At 69.9% G+C, this 18760-nt stretch carries 17 protein-coding genes and 2 tRNA genes; 7 read left to right on the plus strand and 12 right to left on the minus strand.

What is annotated here, in order from left to right; all coding sequences use genetic code 11:
• The first annotated feature begins 200 nt into the window (after window positions 1–200).
• The 3 genes from RWN05_RS06935 to RWN05_RS06945 all read left to right on the plus strand — a co-directional run bounded on the left by RWN05_RS06935 (window position 201) and on the right by RWN05_RS06945 (window position 3199).
• The gene (locus RWN05_RS06935) at window positions 201–371 is read left to right on the plus strand and encodes a hypothetical protein (RefSeq protein ID WP_153303529.1); all 171 of its coding nucleotides are present in this window, start codon (window positions 201–203) and stop codon (window positions 369–371) included.
• Window positions 372–516: 145 nt separating this feature from the next.
• Window positions 517–2097 (plus strand): sodium:proton antiporter, encoded by a 1581-nt coding sequence (locus tag RWN05_RS06940; RefSeq protein ID WP_064296856.1) that lies wholly within the window; start codon window positions 517–519, stop codon window positions 2095–2097.
• A 73-nt stretch (window positions 2098–2170) separates the two neighbouring features.
• Complete coding sequence (locus RWN05_RS06945; RefSeq protein ID WP_079003475.1) at window positions 2171–3199, plus strand: YdcF family protein; 1029 nt, start codon at window positions 2171–2173, stop codon at window positions 3197–3199.
• 98 nt (window positions 3200–3297) lie between these two features.
• Here RWN05_RS06945 and RWN05_RS06950 read toward each other — a convergent pair whose 3' ends face one another.
• A complete protein-coding gene (locus RWN05_RS06950; protein ID WP_314139052.1) occupies window positions 3298–3672 on the minus strand; it encodes a hypothetical protein in 375 nt (124 codons plus the stop codon).
• A gap of 126 nt (window positions 3673–3798) precedes the next feature.
• Between RWN05_RS06950 and RWN05_RS06955 the strand changes: the two genes are divergently transcribed.
• On the plus strand, window positions 3799–4689 hold the full coding sequence (locus RWN05_RS06955) for a metal-dependent hydrolase (RefSeq protein ID WP_314139053.1): 891 nt from the start codon (window positions 3799–3801) through the stop codon (window positions 4687–4689).
• A gap of 26 nt (window positions 4690–4715) precedes the next feature.
• Here the strand turns inward: RWN05_RS06955 and RWN05_RS06960 are convergent, their stop codons facing one another.
• On the minus strand, window positions 4716–5198 hold the full coding sequence (locus RWN05_RS06960) for a DUF4190 domain-containing protein (protein WP_079003478.1): 483 nt from the start codon (window positions 5196–5198) through the stop codon (window positions 4716–4718).
• Window positions 5199–5378: 180 nt separating this feature from the next.
• Between RWN05_RS06960 and RWN05_RS06965 the strand changes: the two genes are divergently transcribed.
• Together RWN05_RS06965 and RWN05_RS06970 are read left to right on the plus strand one after the other, a co-directional pair.
• A complete protein-coding gene (locus RWN05_RS06965; protein ID WP_314139055.1) occupies window positions 5379–7616 on the plus strand; it encodes a UvrD-helicase domain-containing protein in 2238 nt (745 codons plus the stop codon).
• A gap of 102 nt (window positions 7617–7718) precedes the next feature.
• Entirely contained in the window at window positions 7719–8429 is a 711-nt protein-coding gene (locus RWN05_RS06970) for an endonuclease/exonuclease/phosphatase family protein (RefSeq protein ID WP_064296862.1), read from the plus strand.
• Window positions 8430–8560: 131 nt separating this feature from the next.
• On the opposite strand, the gene RWN05_RS06975 is transcribed toward RWN05_RS06970, so the two are convergent.
• The 3 genes from RWN05_RS06975 to RWN05_RS06985 form a co-directional block, all read right to left on the minus strand.
• Complete coding sequence (locus RWN05_RS06975; protein WP_314139056.1) at window positions 8561–9295, minus strand: RNase H family protein; 735 nt, start codon at window positions 9293–9295, stop codon at window positions 8561–8563.
• 91 nt (window positions 9296–9386) lie between these two features.
• Window positions 9387–10280, minus strand: coding sequence for a putative RNA methyltransferase (locus tag RWN05_RS06980; RefSeq protein WP_314139058.1), 894 nt, complete (start codon window positions 10278–10280; stop codon window positions 9387–9389).
• 181 nt (window positions 10281–10461) lie between these two features.
• Entirely contained in the window at window positions 10462–11364 is a 903-nt protein-coding gene (locus RWN05_RS06985) for a hypothetical protein (protein WP_314139059.1), read from the minus strand.
• Window positions 11365–11466: 102 nt separating this feature from the next.
• Between RWN05_RS06985 and RWN05_RS06990 the strand changes: the two genes are divergently transcribed.
• Entirely contained in the window at window positions 11467–11715 is a 249-nt protein-coding gene (locus RWN05_RS06990; RefSeq protein WP_139205375.1) for a DUF2795 domain-containing protein, read from the plus strand.
• Window positions 11716–11918: 203 nt separating this feature from the next.
• Here the strand turns inward: RWN05_RS06990 and RWN05_RS06995 are convergent.
• The 7 genes from RWN05_RS06995 to serS all read right to left on the minus strand — a co-directional run bounded on the left by RWN05_RS06995 (window position 11919) and on the right by serS (window position 18705).
• Window positions 11919–12007 (minus strand) — tRNA-Ser (locus RWN05_RS06995).
• 113 nt (window positions 12008–12120) lie between these two features.
• Window positions 12121–13461, minus strand: a complete 1341-nt coding sequence (locus tag RWN05_RS07000) for an LCP family protein (protein ID WP_314139060.1) — start codon at window positions 13459–13461, stop codon at window positions 12121–12123.
• A 60-nt stretch (window positions 13462–13521) separates the two neighbouring features.
• Window positions 13522–14826 (minus strand): hypothetical protein, encoded by a 1305-nt coding sequence (locus RWN05_RS07005; protein ID WP_314139061.1) that lies wholly within the window; start codon window positions 14824–14826, stop codon window positions 13522–13524.
• 216 nt (window positions 14827–15042) lie between these two features.
• Window positions 15043–15127, minus strand: a tRNA-Ser gene (locus RWN05_RS07010).
• A gap of 96 nt (window positions 15128–15223) precedes the next feature.
• On the minus strand, window positions 15224–16471 hold the full coding sequence (locus RWN05_RS07015; protein WP_079003513.1) for an LCP family protein: 1248 nt from the start codon (window positions 16469–16471) through the stop codon (window positions 15224–15226).
• 147 nt (window positions 16472–16618) lie between these two features.
• Window positions 16619–17443 (minus strand): HAD family hydrolase, encoded by an 825-nt coding sequence (locus RWN05_RS07020; RefSeq protein WP_079003514.1) that lies wholly within the window; start codon window positions 17441–17443, stop codon window positions 16619–16621.
• Window positions 17440–18705, minus strand: coding sequence for a serine--tRNA ligase (serS, locus tag RWN05_RS07025; protein ID WP_121292296.1), 1266 nt, complete (start codon window positions 18703–18705; stop codon window positions 17440–17442). Before serS ends, RWN05_RS07020 begins: the two co-directional genes overlap by 4 nt.
• Window positions 18706–18760 lie beyond the last annotated feature (55 nt).

Consider the following 18760-nt stretch of genomic DNA (forward strand, 5'->3'; position numbering starts at 1 on the left):
ACGTCACCACCAGCCGCCCTCCAGAACGGCGAAGAACGATCCACCGGACGGCCCCAGCCGACCAGCGCAGCCGAATCTCGGCGCAGCTGCACTCCGGACGGTCTCGTCGCTCCATCCATGCGACCCGCACCGATCGTCATCGCATTCCCCTTCTGGAACCGGCCCATCCATCATCCGCAACACCAGAATCGAGAACCACCATGTCCATCACCCAGACTCGGACCCCAGCGTCCTCCAACCGTTCCGCGGGCACCGCCGTCCACGGCCGCGGTCACTCCACCGAGAAGCTCACCTACCGCTTCGGTCTCCGCACCCGCGAGACCGGCGCGGAGCAGCGCGGCTCCAGCAGCGCGGCCAACCGCCGCGGCTGAGCCGCCTCACCGTTCCAACCGACGCCCCCGCACGGCTTGACCGTGCGGGGGCGTCGTGCGTTCGGAACCGGCGCCGCTCACGGCGGGTCCGGAGTTCGGACGATCGTACGGACGACCACGGCCTCCCAGGTGGGAGAATCCCCACATGGATCCCGTCGCGCTCATCTCGTGGATCGTCGTGTTCGTCGTCGTCACCGTCATCGTGTCGGGCCTGTCCGGCCGAGCGGGCGTCTCCGCCCCGGTGGCCCTGGTGCTCGTCGGCGGCGTCGCGTCGTTCATCCCCGCCGTCCCGACCGTCGAGATCGAACCCGACCTGATCCTCTACGGCCTGCTGCCGCCGCTGTTGTTCGCGTCGGCGATCCGGATCTCCCTCATCGACATCCGTGCCCGTAACGACGGCATCATCCTGCTCTCGGTGGGTGCGGTCGCGTTCACCGTCGTGTCGGTCGGGTTCGCCAGCTGGCTCCTCATCCCGTCGATCACCCTCGCAGCGGCGTTCGCGTTCGCAGCGGTCATCGCGCCGACCGACGCCGTCGCCGTGAGCGCGATCGCCGGACGACTCGGGCTCCCCCGCCGTGTGCTGACGATCCTCGAGGGTGAGAGTCTGCTCAACGACGCCACCGCTCTCGTGGCACTCAACGCCTCGATCCTCGCCATCACGAGCGTCGTCAACCCGGTCATGATCGCCGGCGAGTTCGTCATCGAGGTCGTCGCCGGCGTCGGTGTCGGTCTCGCGGTCGGTTGGGTGCTGTCCGAGGTCCGCCGACGCCTGCGCGCCCCGGTCCTCGACACCTGTCTCTCCCTCATCACCCCGTTCCTCGCGTTCCTCCTGGCGCAGGCGATCCACGGTTCGGGTGTGCTCGCGGTCGTCACCGCCGGACTGCTGCTCGGCTACCGGGCGCCCATCGTGCAGTCGGCCGAGGCGCGCATCGCCGAGTCCCTCAACTGGCGCACCATCCAGTTCCTGCTCGAGAACGCCGTCTTCCTGTTCATCGGGCTCAACCTGGCCGGCATCCTCGAGGGGGCGATCCAGACCGGTCCGGGGCTCTGGCCGACCGTGTTCATCAGCATCGGGGTCCTCGCGGCGCTCATCGTCTCGCGATTCGTGTGGGAGATGACGGTCACGGCGATCTACCGGCTCGGACCCAGACGGCTCCGTGAGCGGAGCTGGTCCTGGGGCAACGGGATCGCCGTCTCCGCAGCCGGCGTCCGTGGCGTGGTGACCCTGGCGGCGGTGTTCCTGCTGCCCGAGGACACCCCGTCGCGCGAGTTCCTGCAGTTCCTGGCGTTCGTCGTCGTGGTCGGCACACTCCTCTCGGGGCTCGCGCTCCCCCGGATCATCCGCGCGCTGCACCTCCCGCCGCCGAACCACAGCCAGGAGCGCGTCGAGCAACTGATGCTCATGGCGGAGGTCCAGACGGCCGGCCTGGACCGCCTCGACGAGCTGACGACCGAGGCGGACGAGGAACAGGTGCTCAACCGTCTGCGGACCAATGCGAGCTTCGTGGCCAACGCCCTCGAGCAGTACACCGGTGACGGCTCGGAGCTCCGGACGGTCGCGTTCGCCCGACTCCGCCGCCAGATGATCGCGGCGGAACGCGAGGCACTCCTCTCGGCGCGCGCCGAGGGTCGCTACCAGGAACCGGCGGTCGCGGCTGTTCTGGCCGCGATCGACGCCGAGGAGGCGACGCTCAAGGCGATGACGCCGAAGCCGCCGCGGTCATAGCACCCCGACCGGTCCGCTCGCACGCCCCGTCCGCCAGGCCCGCGCACGACGATCGGTCGGGCAGGATGAGCGCATGATCATGTTGTTCCCGGCCGCCGTCTTCGCGGTCCTCTACGTCGTGAGTCGACGCAGCGACGCCCGCCGCCTGCGCAACGGGGTCTTCCTGGTCTCCGCGATCGCCTGTGGGCTGGTGGCGCTCCTCTCGGAGGCGTCCCGCACGACGCCGTTCACCGTGCTCCTCGCCGCGTTCGGCACAGTCCTGCTGGTGGGTGTGCTCGGGGTCCTCCTCATCGGCAACGGCATCACGATGCTCCGGCTCGAAGGACGCAGCCTGGGCAACCTGCTCTCGCTGTTCGCCGGGGTCGCGATCCTCGTCCTGCCCGTGCTGGCCGTGCTGCTGGTCCTCGGAGCGCACCCGCAGTCCCTGCCCTCGTGGCTGACGATCGTCCTCGTCGCCCTGGGTCTCCTGCTCGGGTTCGCGTGCTTCTACGCGGCGGCGACGTTCGCGGCCTTCGGCGTGTACTCACTCGTCTACAGCCGCTATCGGCACACGCGGACGCCCGACGCCCTCGTCGTCCTCGGGTCCGGCCTCATCCACGGTGAGGTCCCGCCGTTGCTGCGCAGTCGCCTGGACCTGGCGCTCCGCATCTACCGGGCCACGTCACCGGGGGCGACGCGGCCGCTCCTGATCCCGTCCGGCGGACAGGGCGACGACGAACCCCGCCCGGAGGGCACCGCCATGGCCGAGTACCTCGTCGCGAACGGCGCGGACCCGTCCGACGTGCTGCCGGAGACCGCGTCCACGAACACGCGCGAGAACCTGTTGCTCTCCCGCGACCTGCAGCAGTCGGTCGGACGGGACGGCGAGACGATCGTGGTGACGAACAACTACCACGTCCTCCGCGCGGCCCTCCTTGCACGTTCGATCGGGAGCGAGGCCCAGGTGATCGGCTCCCCGACTGCCGCGTACTACGTGCCGAGCGCGTTCCTCCGCGAGTACGTCGCCATCATGGTCGAGCACCGCCTGCTCAATGCGCTGGCGATCGCCGGCGTCGCGGCTTTGATCGCCCTCGCGGTGGTCTGGTCGCTCCTACCGATCTGAGCCGCCCTCCCAGCCCGAGGCCGACGACGCCCCCAACGCGCGACGGGCCGTCGTCCGAAGGGATCGGATGACGGCCCGTCGGTCGTGTGGTGTCCGACTCAGTCGGGTGCGGTGTCGTAGACCTCGCGGGCGTCGTCGGTGGCCTCGGAGGCCGGCCCGGAGTCGGGCTGGTGGTCGGCCGAACCGTCGGCGTCGCCACCCTCGCCCTCGGCCAGCGGTGCGTCGAGTTCGGTCGAGGGCTCCGGGGTCTCGACGGCCTCCTCGGTCGCCTGCTCCTCGTCGGGAGCCGCGTTCTCCGAGCCGGTGCCGTCGACGGTCTGACTCGACCCGTCCGAGCCCGGTCCGGCGGTCGTCTGGTCGGAGCTCACGAGCTCTGCGGTGTCGATGTCGGCACCCTCCCAGGCTTCCTGGTCCGCTCCGGCCGCACCGGTCGCGAGGTCGTCGCCTGAACGCTGGTCCTGCTGATCCGTCATGATGCACTCCTCTCCGCGGAACGCGTCGCGCTCCGTGTCCTCGGACTCTACGACGTGATCCTCCACGGTCTCCCGGGGTTGACAGCCGCCGACGGGCGTCCGGGCCGGTCGCGATAGCGTGGGGACATGAGCCTCCCCGTCACGGACACGCGCGTCACCTATCCCACCGGAGCCCTCGTCTCGACGGGCACGGTGCTGCACGTCGAACCCGTCGGCGATCACCTCGCCGTCGTGCTCGACGAGACGGCCTGCCACCCGGTCGACGCCGCGTGGCCCGATCAGCCCGCCGACTCGGCGACCATCACCTTCGGTGCGGGTGCGACCGCCGTGGAGGTCGCCGTGACCGACTGCGTCGTCGCCGCGAGCGACGGCACCCGACTGCACGTCGGCGCCGACATCCCTGTGAAGAAGGGCACCGAGGGGTGGGCCTTCCTCGTCGCCCACCTGGTCTCCACTGAAGTGGAACGGAGCGCCGTCGAGGGCGCGACGGCCCGCATCGAGGTGGACGCGTCCACCCGACACGCGCTCTCCGCCGGGCACACCGGGTGCCACCTCGCATCACTCGCCTTGAACGCCGCGCTCGCCGACGCCTGGCGCAAGGAGGTCGTCCCCGATGCGCTCGGGGCCCCGGATTTCGACGCGCTCGCCTGCGAGTCGTCGCGGATCGCCCCCAACGCGTCGACCGACCGTTACCGCATCGGGAAGTCGCTCCGTCGGAAGGGGTTCGACCCGGCCGCCCTCGACGACCTCGACGCACTCGGGTCACGCATCCGGAACACCCTCGACGGCTGGCTGGACAGCGGCGCCGCCGTCCGGATCGATCGCGAGGGCGAGCTGCTCACCGATCGGCGCAGCTGGCACTGCGAGCTGCCGGGCGGCCCTGCGGTCATCGCCTGCGGCGGCACCCACGTGGCGTCGTTGGGCGAATTCTCGAGCATCGCGGTGTGGCTGGAACGCGAAGAGGTCGACGGCGCCGTGGTGCTGTCGATGATCAGCACGGTCGTCCCGGCCGGCTGACCGGCGGCCCAGCGACTGACCGGCGGTCAGGCGGCGATGCCCGTGGAGGCCGCACCGCCGACGCCGGCGAGCAGGCCGCCGATGACGAACACCCAGAGCAGCACGAGTGCCGCCCAGACGAGCAGGAACAGCCCGTTGAGCACGACGCCCGTGATGGCCATCGCCCGACCGGCGGGCTCACGGCGGAGCCCCATGAGGCCGAGGACGAATCCGACGACCGGGAGCACGAAGGTGAACCCGAAGAACAGCGACACCAGGCCGATGACCATGCTGGAGATGCTGAGGCCCTTCGGCGGCGACGCCGGGTACGGGTAGGGCGCGGGGTACACGGGCGCGTACGGCTGCATGCCGTACTGCGGCGGGTAGGGCGCCTGCTGGGCGTACGGCTGCACCCCGTACTGCTGCGGCTGGAGCTGCTGTTGCGGGTACGGCTGCGGCGGAACCGACTGCTGCGAGTGTGCCTGCTGCGGCGCAAGGGGCTGCGGCTTCGATCCGTCCGGTGTGCTCATGCCCGTCAGCCTATCGACGAGCACGCACTCGGTGCCCGAATCCGCGCCCCGACGGCAGCCTCCAGCTCTCTGGGAGCTCACGCTCAAGGGCGGTGAGGGGCCCGGAAACCGACTACCGTATTCGTGCGGTCCTCGCAGGGAACCCGGAACACGGACCGCGCCACACCCAGAAGGAGCACCGTGCAGAACGACGCGATCGCCGAGGAACAGGACCATCTCGATCGGCTGCACGACGTCATCCGGTCGCAGTCGGACCTCGAGGAACGGCGCTCCGAGCTCGCCCTCCGCGCCTTCGACGGCGACGACGACTCGAGCTTCTCGGAACGCGACGCCCTGGTCGCCCACCACCGCCAGCGGATGGTCGAGCTGCGTTCGTCCAGCTACGGACTCCTCTTCGGCCTCCTCGAACGCGAGACCGACGAACGGCACCACATCGGCCGCATCGGGCTCCGCGACCCGGAGAGCGGCGATCAGCTCCTGTTGGACTGGCGCGCACCGGCCTCGCGCCCGTTCTACACGGCGACGCCACTCCGCCCCGAAGGCCTCCGCCTGCGCCGCCGCATCGGCACGGCTGGTCGCCGCGTCACCGAGGTGCACGACGAGGTGCTCGACACGACCATGCTCAGCGACGACGAGCCGAGCGGCATCGGCGAGTCCGGTGCGCTGCTGGCGGCCCTCGGTCGCGCTCGTACCAAGCACATGGCGGACATCGTCGACACCATCCAGGCCGAACAGGATGCGATCATCCGGGCGCCCCTCCCCGGCACGCTCCTCGTCCAGGGCGGTCCGGGCACCGGCAAGACCGCCGTCGCCCTCCACCGTGCCGCCTATCTGCTCTACGAGCACCGCGAGCGACTCATGCGCAGCGTCGTGCTCATCGTCGGGCCGAACTCGACGTTCCTCGACTACATCAGCCGTGTGCTGCCGTCACTCGGCGAGACCGCCGTCGTCCTCGTGACACCGGCGACCCTCGTGCCAGGCCTCGACGCGCACGCCGAGGACTCGCTCGAGGCCGCCGAGCTCAAGGGCCGGCTGCGCATGGCCGACGTCGTCGCCCGGGCCGTCCGCGAGCGTCAGGTGCCGCTCGACCAGCCGGTCACCATCCGCATCGCCGGCGACGGCCCGCTCCGCGTCACGCCGGGCGTCCTCCGCCGGATCAAGGCCGGGATCGAGCGATCGGGCACCCCGCACAACGAGGCCAAGCTGCGGTTCGACCGCGCCGTGCTGACGCACCTCATCGGGCTCGAAGCGAAGCGCGACGGCTTCGAACCCCGCACAGGTGAGGACGCCGACGAGCGGCGACAGGAGCTGAGCGAGGAGCCCGAGGTCGAAGAGCTGCTCGACACGATGTGGCCGATCCTCGAGCCGGCCGAGATCATCGACCGCCTCTTCACCGATCCCGAGCTGCTGGCTCGCGTCGCTCCCGACCACACCGAGGAGGAGCGTCGCCTGCTGCTCCGTCAACCCGCCGCCGGAACGGACGGCGCGGGTGAGGTCGACTGGGCCGCGCGGCTCACGCCCGGCGACATCGCCCTCGTCGACGAGGCCGCCGAGCTCATCGGCGAGGATCAGCGCCCCGAGCTGGAACGGCAACGCCGCGCCGCCTACGAGCGCCGCCACGACGTCGAGTACGCGCGCAGTGTGCTCGAGATGATCGGTGACATCAGCATCGACGACGAGGCCCAGGACGACGACTACCTCCGTTCCGCCCAGGACCTCGCCGACCGCCAGACCGTGGAGGACGACCGCAGCCCCGCCGAACGCGCCGCGAGCGACCGCACCTGGGTCTACGGGCACGTCATCATCGACGAGGCACAGGAACTCACCCCCATGCTGCTGCGCGCCGTCCTGCGACGCGGTCCCAACCGCTCGATGACGCTCGTCGGCGACATCAACCAGCAGAGCACCTCCGCCACCCGCTCCAGCTGGCAGCAGCTGCTCGGCCCGCAACTCCCGCGCTGGACCGAGGAGCTGCTCACCGTCAACTACCGGACGCCCGAGCAGATCATGGCGCTCGCCGATCCCGTCCGGCTCGAACTCGACCCCGACTCCCCGGCGCCCGTGTCGATCCGACGCGGCGAGGAGGAGCCCGTGCAGCTCACGGTCGAACCCGCCGCGCTGGCCCCGACGGCGGTCCGCGCCGCCGTCGACGCGATCACCGCACACCCCGGCATCGCGGGCGTCATCGCTCCCCGCTCGCTCCTGGCGGAGATCGACACCCTCCTCGCCGAGGCCGGAGCCGATCGCGCCCGGGTGTGGACCGGCACCGCGCGCGAGAGCAAGGGCCTCGAGTTCGACAGCGTCGTCCTCGTGCAGCCCGACGCGCTGGGCGGGACGGGCCACGCGGCCCTGTCACTCCGGTACGTCGCACTCACCCGCGCCACCCAACGGCTCACGGTCATCGACTCGTCGAGCTGACCGTCGGCAACCGGCGACGCACCGTCGTCCGGACCCCTCCAGAGCACCGGGCGACGGGAAGGACCGTAGGCTTGGGCTCTGCCAACAGAATGTGAGGCTGGGATGAAGGTCATCAGCTACAACCTCCGCAAGAACAAAGCCAGCGGCGAGCTCGTCGCACTCACCGAAGAGTTCGGCCCGGACGTCCTCGCGTTGCAGGAGGCCGACACCCTGCAGCTGCCCGCCGAACTCGGCGGCCTGCACCTCGCCGACAGCACCCACCGCAACCGGCTCGGCCTCGCGATCTACTACCGCCGCGACCGGTTCACCGCCGAGTCGACGCAGACGTTCGCGCTGAAGAAGTCGCTGCACGACATGGTGCTCGCGCCGGCGCACGAGCGGCTCATCGGCACCCGCCTCACCGACGTCGAGGCCGGGCGCGAACTCATCGTCGCCTCGTTCCACGCGGCCCCGCTCACCGCGCTCAACTCACTGCGTCGGCACCAGATCAAGGCCGCGCACGAGCAGCTGCACGCGATGGGCGACGTCCCGACGCTCATGGTCGGCGACTACAACTACCCGCTCTTCCAGAAGGGCCTCGGCACCAAGATGCAGGAGAGCGGCTACGATCTGAGCCTCAGCGACCGCAGCACCTACACGCGCTACAAGATGTTCCGTGGACACTTCGATTTCGCGACGTCCGTGGGCCTGAAGATCGACCGGGTGCAGACGCTCCGCCGCGGTATCTCGGACCACCTGCCGATCCTCGTGGACGCCACCTACGGTGCGGCCGTGCCGGTCGACGACGACGCTCCGGAGTCCGCCGCCCGCTGACCCGGTCGCCTGCCCCTGCGCGCGCGCCGTCCGGTTCGCAATTCAGGATGCGCTCGGCGCGGTGCCCTCCGCCGCGGCGTGCCGCGCGGGACACGCCGCGCTCGTCCTGAGTTGTGAACTCGGAAGCGACGTCAGATGAGGCCGCGGAGGAACTCCTGGACACTCGTCCCGGCCTCGCGGGCGCGACGGACCAGGCGCTCGTGCTCGTCGGTCGTGAGGTCGAGGGTGAGCTGGTGCCACGTCGGCTCGACGTCGAGTGAGAACAGCGCGCCGTCGTCCTCCGCGTCGAACACGGGCGCGGTGCGTTCCTCCTGGACCTCGAGCTCGGCGAACAGCTCCGGCTCGGTCGTCTCTGCGGCGGCGTCTGCGACGGCGTCGGCCTCCGGGGTCGCCGCAGCTCCGGCGCCGGTCCAGCCTGGTCCCTCCGGCACCGGCGTCTTGCGCTGGAACGCCTCGGCGGCCGTGCGGGCACGGATGTCGGCGGCCTCGTTGAGTCGGTGACCGACGTGCCCCTTCACCCACTCGAACCGGTAGCGCCTCCCGGCGATGGCGGCGTCGATCTCCTGCATGAGTTCGAGGTTCATGACGGGCTTGCCGTCGCCCTTCTTCCAGCCCTTCTTCTTCCAGCCCGGCATCCACTTCGTGATGGAGTCGATGACGTACTTGCTGTCGCAGAGGATGTGAAGGTCCTCGTCGAGGTGCTCGGTGGCGCGGAACAGTTCGAGGACGGCGCGAAGCTCGCCCATGTTGTTCGTGCCGTGCGGCCAACCCCCGGCTGCCCAGCAATCGTCGTCGACGTACCAGGCCCAGCCGGCGGGTCCGGGGTTGCCGAGGGCGGAGCCGTCTGCGGCAGCGGTGATCGTCATGAGCGCCTTTCGATGAGTGCCCTCCATCGTATCGACGCACCACCGACGCCCCGACGCCGGCCTCGCGGTGCCGGTGTCGGGCTGGCCGGCGTCAGGCGGGCGCGAAGACGCTGAGCGTGACGGCGACCGTGACCGTCGTGTAGCCGGGCAGGTCGGCGATCGCCTGCTCGAAGACGTCGTCGTCGAGGTGGTGGGCGCTCGGCCCCATGCGAACCTCGTCGCGCACCTCCTCCGGCATGAGTTCGACGGCGTAGTCGAGCGTGTCGCGGGAGCGGAGCGTGAAGCCGTCGAGCTGCGCGTCGAGGCGGGCGTCCTTGCGCTCGGCGATCCCGATCATGCCGAGCCGGTCGCGCAGCTCGGCGAGGTGACCGGCTTGCGGCGTCACGACGGTGAGCAAGCCGTCCGGGCGCAACACCCGACGCATCTCGGGACCGTTGCGTGGGCCGAAGATGCTCAGCAGGTGGTCGACCGAGGCGGTCCGGAGCGGGAAGGGTGCCCAGGCGTCGGCCGTGGCGGCTGCCGCTCGTCCGTGCGCACGCGCTGCGCGACGTGCTGCGAGCGGCGACAGGTCGAACCCGAACCCGCGCCAGGCCGGTCGGGCGTCGAGGATCCGGCCGAGGTAGTAGCCGGTCCCGCCGGCGATGTCCACGACGAGTGGGGCGCTGTCGTCGTCGACCGAGCCGTCCGGGAGGAAGCGCGCGAGCGGCAGGGTCGTGGCGACGTGGTCCGCGATCGGCTCGTAGTGCTCGGCCTCGAGGAACGCTGCGCGGGCCGCGACCATTTCCTGCGTGTCGCCGGTCTTCGGCGTCCGACCGCCGACGACGAGCGAGGCGTACCCCTGCCGGGCGATGTCGAAGCTGTGACCGGCGGGGCAGCGCAACACGCGGTCGCCGAGCTTGAGGGTCGCGGTGCAGATCGTGCACGCGAGATCGGGGGCGACGAGGCTCAGCCGATCGTGCTGCGGGACGTCAGCGAGGATCGGCATGCCTTCGAAACGCTCCGCTTCCAGCTGCTGTGTCCGTCGCTGCCGCGATGCTTCCGGTTGTCGCACTTCACCCACACGGTGAGTCTAGGCGCGTGCCGCATGGTGCGTGCGCCGGAACATTCGAGCGGCGATCGGTCGCGGCGGGGCTTCGGCACCGCGGTGACTCGATCAGCTCGGTGACTCAGTCCTCGAGCGCGCTCCGCAGACGCTCGACGTCCTCGTGTGCTGCGTCGCTCGCACGCTGCGCCCGGTCAGCCTCTCGTTGGCGTCGGGCCCACTCGCGCTCGGCGTCGGCGATGTCCGCGTCGAGCTCCTCGAGCCGCCTCGCGAGGTCCTCGCGGTCACGCAGGAGTCCCGACCGCCGGACCGCCGACTCGTCCAGGAAGGCGGTCGCCTCCTCACTCGCGCTGGACGCTGCCTCCTCGTCGCGCTCGGCCGCCTCCAGCCGGGCCCGAAGGCGTCGGCGTCGGTCGTCGTCTTCGCCGGAATGGTCGCCGTCTCCGTCGCCCGGCGTCCCGACGGAGCCGTCGGCGGTGGAGCGCCTGCCGGGGGTGCCGGCCCCGCCGACCACACCGCCCCACCCCGCTCCGCTCGACGTCGGGGCGTCGGTCAGTCGACCGGACGACACCTGCGCGGCGAGGTCGGCGTCGGCACTCGCCGCTTGCAGACTCTGGCGGACGGTCTCGATCACCGCTCCGGAGAGGGACGCTCCCTCCGCTGCTGCGGCTTCGACGGTGGCGGTGACGAGCATCGCGATCAGCGAGCGACGTTCGGTGCCGAGCGTGCGGAGCGCTGTGGCGTCGCCGGAGCGTTGAGCGTCGCCGAGCGCCGAGCCGAGTTGTTCCAGTTCGCTGAGCAGGTCCGGGCGGTGCGCCGCCAACACGTTGAGCGCCCAGGCGGCGACCGTCGGTTTGCGGAGCGCGAGGATCGCCGTCGCCAGGTCGTCGTCCCCGTCGTCGCGCGCTGCGACGGCCAGGCGCCTGCGCTCCGCCACGAAGCCGCTGAGCGGGACGCGCAGTAGCTCGACGGCGGCAGACGCCAGGTCCGTCGGGGCCGGCGTCCCGGTGTCGCGGTCGTCGGGCACGGTGCCGCTCCCTCGCATCATTTCACGTCAGGCTAGCGCCCTCTTGCGCCAGAACGGAGTCCGACTGTCGCCTTTTCGGGGGACGCTACCGACAATGTGGACATGGATGCCAGACCTTACCCCGACACGGTGGAGCCGCCTGAAACAGCGGCCTGCGCCGATTTGAAGTCACTCCTCAGGACCGTGGACTTCCCGATCTCACGCCGCGAACTGCAGTCGATCGCCGTCCGTTCCGGACTCGACCGCGGGACCCTCGCCGCGCTCAACACGCTCACCGAAGAGCACTACGCCGGCTCGTTCGGCATCCTCCGCGAACTCCGCCACCACGGCGAGCTCCGTCGCTCCGCCTGACCGCCCCGTCCGACACCTGGTGGATTCCCCAGCGCGGTGCGCTGACGTGAGCGCGGGTCACAGACGCGGGCGCGGGTCTCCGGAGGGGCGCGCTCACGCCTACGGGGCGCGGTGACGTCAGCGCACCGCGCTGGCGATTCCGACAAGCGTCGTGCAACACAGAAACCCCCGCCGAGGCGAGGGTTTCGAGCTGAGATCCAGTGCGGAGACGGCGGGATTTGAACCCGCGGTCCCCGTGAGGGGACTCCACCTTAGCAGGGTGGTGCACTAGGCCGAACTATGCGACGTCTCCATGTGCGCTCGCAAGCGGACGCACGACGACCAGCATAACCGGAGATGGGCGTGGTGACGAATCCCCGGGTCCGCGACGCCCTTCGACACGCTCCGGGAACGATGTCGGGACGCCTACTGGTCGTCGAGGGTGCGGCCTCGGGAGCAAGTGCGCTGGTCGGCGGTCTGGCCCGTCACCGTCGACGGAAGGACCACCGCACCGCCGGCGGACGTGTCGGACGCATCGGCAGGCGGAGCCGTCGCGGCAGGATCGCCACCTGCATCCGCACCTTCGGCGGGATCGACCGCGGTCGGGTCGGTCGGGTTCGTCACCGCACCGGCGCCGGTCGCGCCCGAGAGCTGGATGGGCTGGTCGCTACCGAGGGCCTCGAAGAGCGCGGCGGCCGCGTCGTCGATCGGCTCGACCCCGCCCTCGACGGCCGCGTTCGGGTACTGCACGAACGCGATGTTCGACAGGTCGACGTCGCGCAGCGTCATGGCGATCGCGATCATCGTGTCGAGGCTCGTCAGGCTGTCGGACAGCTGCATGTTCTGCGCCGCCGCCTTGGCCAGGGAATAGAGGGTCCCAGGGTTGGTCAGCGTCTCGGCACTCTTGACCTGCTGCATCATCGCCGACAGGAACACCTGCTGGTTGCTGATGCGACTGAGGTCGCTGCCGTCCCCGACACCGTGCCTGGTGCGGAGGAACTGCAGCGCCTCGTAGCCCTCGAGCGTGTGTTCGCCGGCCGACAGGAAGGTGTTCGTGTACTCGTCCTCGATCGGGTCGGCGACGCACACCGTCACCCCGCCGAGTGCGGTCGACATCGCCATGACGCCGCTGAACTGCACCTCTGCGGCGAACGGGATCTCGAGACCGGTGAGCTGCGACACCGTCAGCGCCGTGCACGCGAGCCCGCCGTAGCTCAAGGAGGTATTGATCTTCTGCCGGCTCATCGAGTCGAACGAGCCGCCGGCCGGGTCGGGGCAGGACGGGATGGGGACGAACATGTCGCGCGGGAAGCTGACGACCGTCGCGTTGCTGTGGTCCTCCGAGATGTGCACGAGCATCGTGACGTCGTTGAGGTTGCCGGTCTCCTCCTCGGCGTCGCCGAAGACGGGGTCCTGGCCGGCGCGGGAGTCGCTGCCGACGATGAGGAGATTGACGCCGCCCGGATACGCTCCGATCGCCGGCAGGTCGGTGACCGCCTCACCCTGCGAGTCGACGAGCGCGACACCGGGCTTCACCGAGGCGGCGACGTCCCAGAGGGCGATCCCCGCGACGATGCCACCGCTGACCAGCGCGACGGCCAGGGTCGAAGCGATGATCTTCAGGCCGGTCCGCACGGCGCTCGGTCGCTGCAACCGCCCGTGACGGGCGATGGTGCTGAGCTTGCGGGAACGTCCCTCACGACCGGTCGCGCCACGGCCCGTGCGGTTCCGCGCGGGCTCGACGGCGTCAGACGTGATCGGGGGCATCGGAACAGTAAAGCAGGTCCGGCTGTGAACGAGGGTGCGCGACCGGGTTTCCGCGACGCATCAGTCCCAGCGCACCACCGGGGTTCCCGAGGTGAAGTCCACCTGCGGGGAGCCGAGCGAGGGACCGAACAGGATGTCGCAACCGCCGGTCGCTCCGTTCTGCGTGCAGCTCGTCGAGGACGCCTTGACGCTCCCGATGTAGTCGCCATAGACCTGGAGCGGGTTGACGAACGTCTCGCGGGGTTCGAGGTTGGCGAGGTTGGCCTGCGCGTCCGCACTCAGCGTGCGCGTGATGGTGCCGTCCGCGACCGCCGTGCCGTCCGACAGTGTGGCCGGGATGTCGAGACCGCACCCTGCGGTGAGGCTGGTCGAGGCGATGCAGGCGTTCACCGCTTCCGTCACGGCGTCGCGGAACTGCTTGACGCCTGCCTCGTTGAGCTCGACCTTCACGTCCGAGAGGAGGTCGTAGGAGTCACCGGCGGCGACGAGGTCGTCTGCTCCGGAGATCGAGAACGATTCCTCGAGCGCCTTGGGGAGCGCGAGCTGGTAGGCGCCGGGGAACACCGTCCAGGAGTCGCCCTTCGCCTCCTGTCCGTTGACCGTAACGGCGACGCCGTCGAGCATCGACGGGTACAGGCTGACCGTTCCTCCCGAGAGGATGGAGTAGCCACCTTTGTACGCCTTGTAGACGGTGAACTCCTGGGTCACGGGGGTGGAACCGACCGAGAACGTCGCCGTGACCGTGGTGGTGGAACTGGATTCCTTCGCGGAGGTCAGCTTGACCTTGCTGATCTTGCCGAGCTTCGCGGACGCTTTCAGGACGTCGTCGGTGAGCAGCGTCTTGTCGCTGATCGACTCGTCGAGGTAGCTCAGTGCCTGCTTGGCGTCGCCGTCCTGCAGGGCGGTGAAGTAGTCGGTGACGATGCTCTTCGGGTCACCCTGCGCCCCGCGGATCGCGGAGCTGATGCCGATACCGGCAGCCGTGACCACGATGATGACGAGGACGACCGCACCCGCGATGATGCCGATGAGTCCGCCGCGGGACAACTTGCGCCGCTTGGCGGGACCGGCGACTCCGGGGGCGTAGGGGGACGGTGCACCGGCGTAGGGGTTCTGGGACGCACCGTACGGATTCTGCAGAGCGCCCGCCGGGCTCTGGGACGCGCCGTACGGGCCCTGCGGGACACTGACGGGATACTGGGACGCACCGTACGGATACTGCTGAGTCCCCGCACCGTTCTGCGGTGCATCGGCACGCGGCGTGGATCCGTCGGTCGACGGGTGCTGTGGGACGGGGCCCTGAGGCGGCGGCACCTGCCCGCTCGTCTCCTGGGGTCTCTCAGGCTGGTCGGAGGGCTCGGTCATCGCTGGTTCTGCTTTCGAATCGTCTGCCGACACGAGTCGACGAGTACGCACTCGAGCCGCTCCATGTCTGCATATCAGTCGATGAATATCATACCGATGAACGGTGCAGCGCAGGCCCACCCAGCCATTCCGAATACGTGCGGAGGGCGTGGGATTCGAACCCCGCGACGCGCCAGCGTTGCGCCGCCAGGCCCGCCCAGCGATCTCGAATACGTGCGGAGGGCGTGGGATTCGAACCCACGAGACATTTCTGCCCACCAGTTTTCAAGACTGGCTCCATCGGCCGCTCGGACAGCCCTCCTGATGGTCGATCGCCCGCCATGACGCAGCTGACGACCAGGATCGAGTGTATCGGATGGGGCCAGCGGCGAAGCGGCCCCATCCGATCACGCGGTGACTACTGGTCTTCCTCCGGACGACCGGCCGTGCAGGTGTTCTGCGCGGCGTTCTGGCCGGTGATCGTGTCGGGCAGGGCGACGGGGCCGGCGGCGGACGGGTCCGCGGGCGCAGCCGGGTCCGCCGTGGCAGCGGGATCCGCCGCCGCATCGGTCGTCGCCGGGTCTGGCGTGACCGGTGCGTTCGGGTCGGTCACGACGTACTTGCCGGTGGCGGACAGCGCGACGGCCTGATCACTCTGCAGCGCCGTCCACAGGACGTCGGCATCGGACGTCGCCGCGACCCCGCCCTCGACCGTGGCCGTCGGCGTCTGGACGAACGCGACGCGGTCGAGGGGGATGTCCTTGAGCGCTGCGGCGATCGACACCATCGTGTCGATGTTGTTCAGGCTGCTCGACAGGGTCACGTTCTTCAGCGCCGCACGGGCGATCGAGTAGAGCTTGATCGGGTCGGAGAGCGTGTCGCTGCTCTTCAGCGTGCGGACGAGCGAGGAGAGGAACACCTGCTGGTTCGAGATGCGCGAGAGGTCACTGCCGTCGCCGACGCCGTGACGCGAGCGGAGGAAGGCGAGCGCGGACGCACCCGAGAGGTCGTGGGTACCGACGTCGAGGTTGATGCCGCTCCAGGCGTCGTTCAGCGGCTCGGTGATGCAAACGGGAACGCCGCCGACCGCGTTGGACATCGAGATGACACCGTCGAAGCCGATCTGCGCGGCGAACGGGATGGAGAGCCCGGTGATGCCTTCGACCGTGGAGACCGCGCAGGCGAGCCCGCCGTCGGCCCCGCCGTACATGAGGGCGGTGTTCATCTTGTCGCGACCGTTGCCGCCGTCGGCGCAGTCGCCGATCTGCACGTACATGTCGCGTGGGAAGCTGACCACGGTCGCGCTCGAGTGGTCTGCCGAGATGTGCATGAGGATCGTGACGTCGTTGAGGTTCTCCTCGCGATCGCCGTACGCCGCATTGCCGTCGCCCGAGTCGCTACCGACGAGGAGCAGGTTGACGCCGCCCTCGATCGCGCCGATGTTGGGCGGCGGTGCACCCGGCGTCTCGTTGTCGAGGTGGGCGACGGGCTTCACGCTGTTGGCGAGGTCGAGTGCGGCCACACCGGCGACCGCGATACCACTCACGCCGACAACGGCGGCCGTCGCGGCGACGATCTTCGCGACGGTGACGAACGGGTTCGACTTGCGGAGTCTGCCGTGACGGACGGCGGCGCGCGGTTTGGACGCGTCGGCGTTGCGGGTCATGGATCTCGCTCTCGTCTCAGGAACAGGGGTTGCCGGAACCCTGGAGACCGGGCTGCGGCGAGTCGTCCGGCGGACACCTGCAGCAGGCTCGCACCGACGCCCCGTGCCCACCGGAAACGGCGTGACGACACGGAGCTTTGGACGATGCTAACCCGAAATGCTCCTCAGGAGCTGAGAGAGACCGTCGTCGGTGACCGTCCCGGTGACCTCCGACGCGACCGCGAGGACCTCCTCGGGTGCCTGGCCCATGGCTACACCACGTCCTCCCGCTGCCGCCCAGCCGAGCATGTCGACGTCGTTGCGGCCGTCGCCGACGGCGACCATCTGCGAGCGCTCGAGCCCCAGCCACTCCCGGACACGCTCCAGCGCGGTCGCCTTGTTGACGCCCTTCGGCGCGATGTCGAGCCACGCCGTCCACCCGATCGCGTAGCTCACCTGGCTGAGCCCGATCTCGTCGACGATGCGGAGGAACTCCTCCTCGTCGTGGCTCGGGGACACGACGACGACGCGCGTCACCGGGCTCGTCACGAGTTCCTCGAACGGCACCTCGATCGCGTTCTCGAGGTTCCAGTCCTCCATACCGACCGTGTACTTGCGGAAGCCGTCGGGGTACTCGACCATGTAGCTGCCTTCGGAGAGGTGCGGCTGGATGAGCCCGAGGACCTCGGTCGGGTCGAAGGTCTCCGTGAAGAAGCGCTCGTAGGAGTCGGGCTTCGACTCGTCGCGCTTCATGATGAGCGCACCGTTCGCGCAGACGACGTACTGCGGCGTCAGCTCGAGCTCCTCGAGCACCGGACGCGTGCTCTCCCAGCTGCGACCGGTGGCGAGCGTCACGATGTGGCCGAGGGATACCACGCGACGCACCTCGTCGGCGACCGACAGGCTGAGCGAACCGTCCTCGTGCAGCACGGTGCCGTCGATGTCGAGGGCGATGAGCAGCGGGGTGGCGGTGGTGGTCACCTCGTCCGTCATCGGATCGGCCTCGCGACCTCGATGCCGCCCAGGTACGGACGCAGCACCTCGGGGATGACGACGCTGCCGTCCTCCTGCTGGTGCGTCTCGAGGATCGCGACGATCCAGCGAGTGGTCGCGAGCGTTCCGTTGAGCGTCGCGACCGGCGTGGTCTTGCCCGACTCCGTGCGGTACCGGGTGTCGAGGCGACGCGCCTGGTAGGTGGTGCAGTTCGAGGTGCTGGTGAGTTCGCGGTACGCGTCCTGCGTCGGCACCCACGCCTCGACGTCGAACTTGCGTGCCGCGCTCGACCCGAGGTCGCCGGCGGCCGTGTCGATGACCCGGTAGCTGAGGCCGAGCGACTGCAGCATCGCCTCCTGGTACGACAGCAGGCGCTCGTGCTCGGCGGCGGCGTCCTCCGGCTTGGTGTAGACGAACATCTCGAGCTTGTTGAACTGGTGCACCCGGATGATGCCGCGGGTGTCGCGCCCGTAGGACCCGGCCTCCTTGCGGTAGCAGGTCGACCAGCCGGCGTAGCGGAGTGCGCCCTGCTCGAGGTCGAGGATCTCGTCGGAGTGGTACCCGGCGAGCGCCACCTCGCTCGTGCCGGTGAGGAAGAGGTCTTCGCCGGCGATCTGGTAGACCTCGTCGGCGTGTTCTCCGAGGAAGCCGGTGCCCTTCATGATCTCGGGGCGCACGAGCGTCGGGGTGATGAGCGGGACGAAGCCGGCCTCGATCGCGCGGTCGAGCGCGAGGTTCATGAGGGCGATCTCGAGGCGGGCGCCGATGCCGCGGAGGAAGTAGAAGCGCGAGCCGCTGACCTTGGTGCCGCGCTGCATGTCGATGGCGCCGAGGAGTTCGCCGAGCTCGAGGTGGTCGCGGGGGGCGAAATCGAAGGAGGGGCGTTCGCCGACCTCGCGGAGCGTGATGAAGTCGGCCTCGCCGCCGGCGGGTACGCCCTCGAGGACAGGGTTCTGGATGCGGCCGGCGACGTCGGCGAAGTAGGCCTCGGCCTCCGTCGCGACCTGCTGGGCCTCCTTGACGCGGGCGGCGAGCTGCTGCGCCTGGGCGACGAGGGCGGCCTTCTCCTCCTTGGGGGCCTTGGCGACCTGCTTGCCGAACGCGTTCTGCTCGGCACGGAGTTCCTCGAACCCGGTGATCGCGGCGCGGCGTGCGGTGTCGGCGTCGATCGCCTGGTCGACGAGGTCGACGGAGGACCCTCGCTTCTGCTGCGACGCTCGGAGGACTTCTGGCTGTTCGCGGAGGAGTACGGGATCGATCACCCGGCAAGTCTAGCGATCGAGGTCGATGACGAGGCCCCGGGACAGTACCGTTGGG

Origin of the sequence: uncultured Plantibacter sp. (assembly GCF_963518075.1) — a bacterium.
GTDB lineage: Bacteria > Actinomycetota > Actinomycetes > Actinomycetales > Microbacteriaceae > Plantibacter > Plantibacter flavus_A.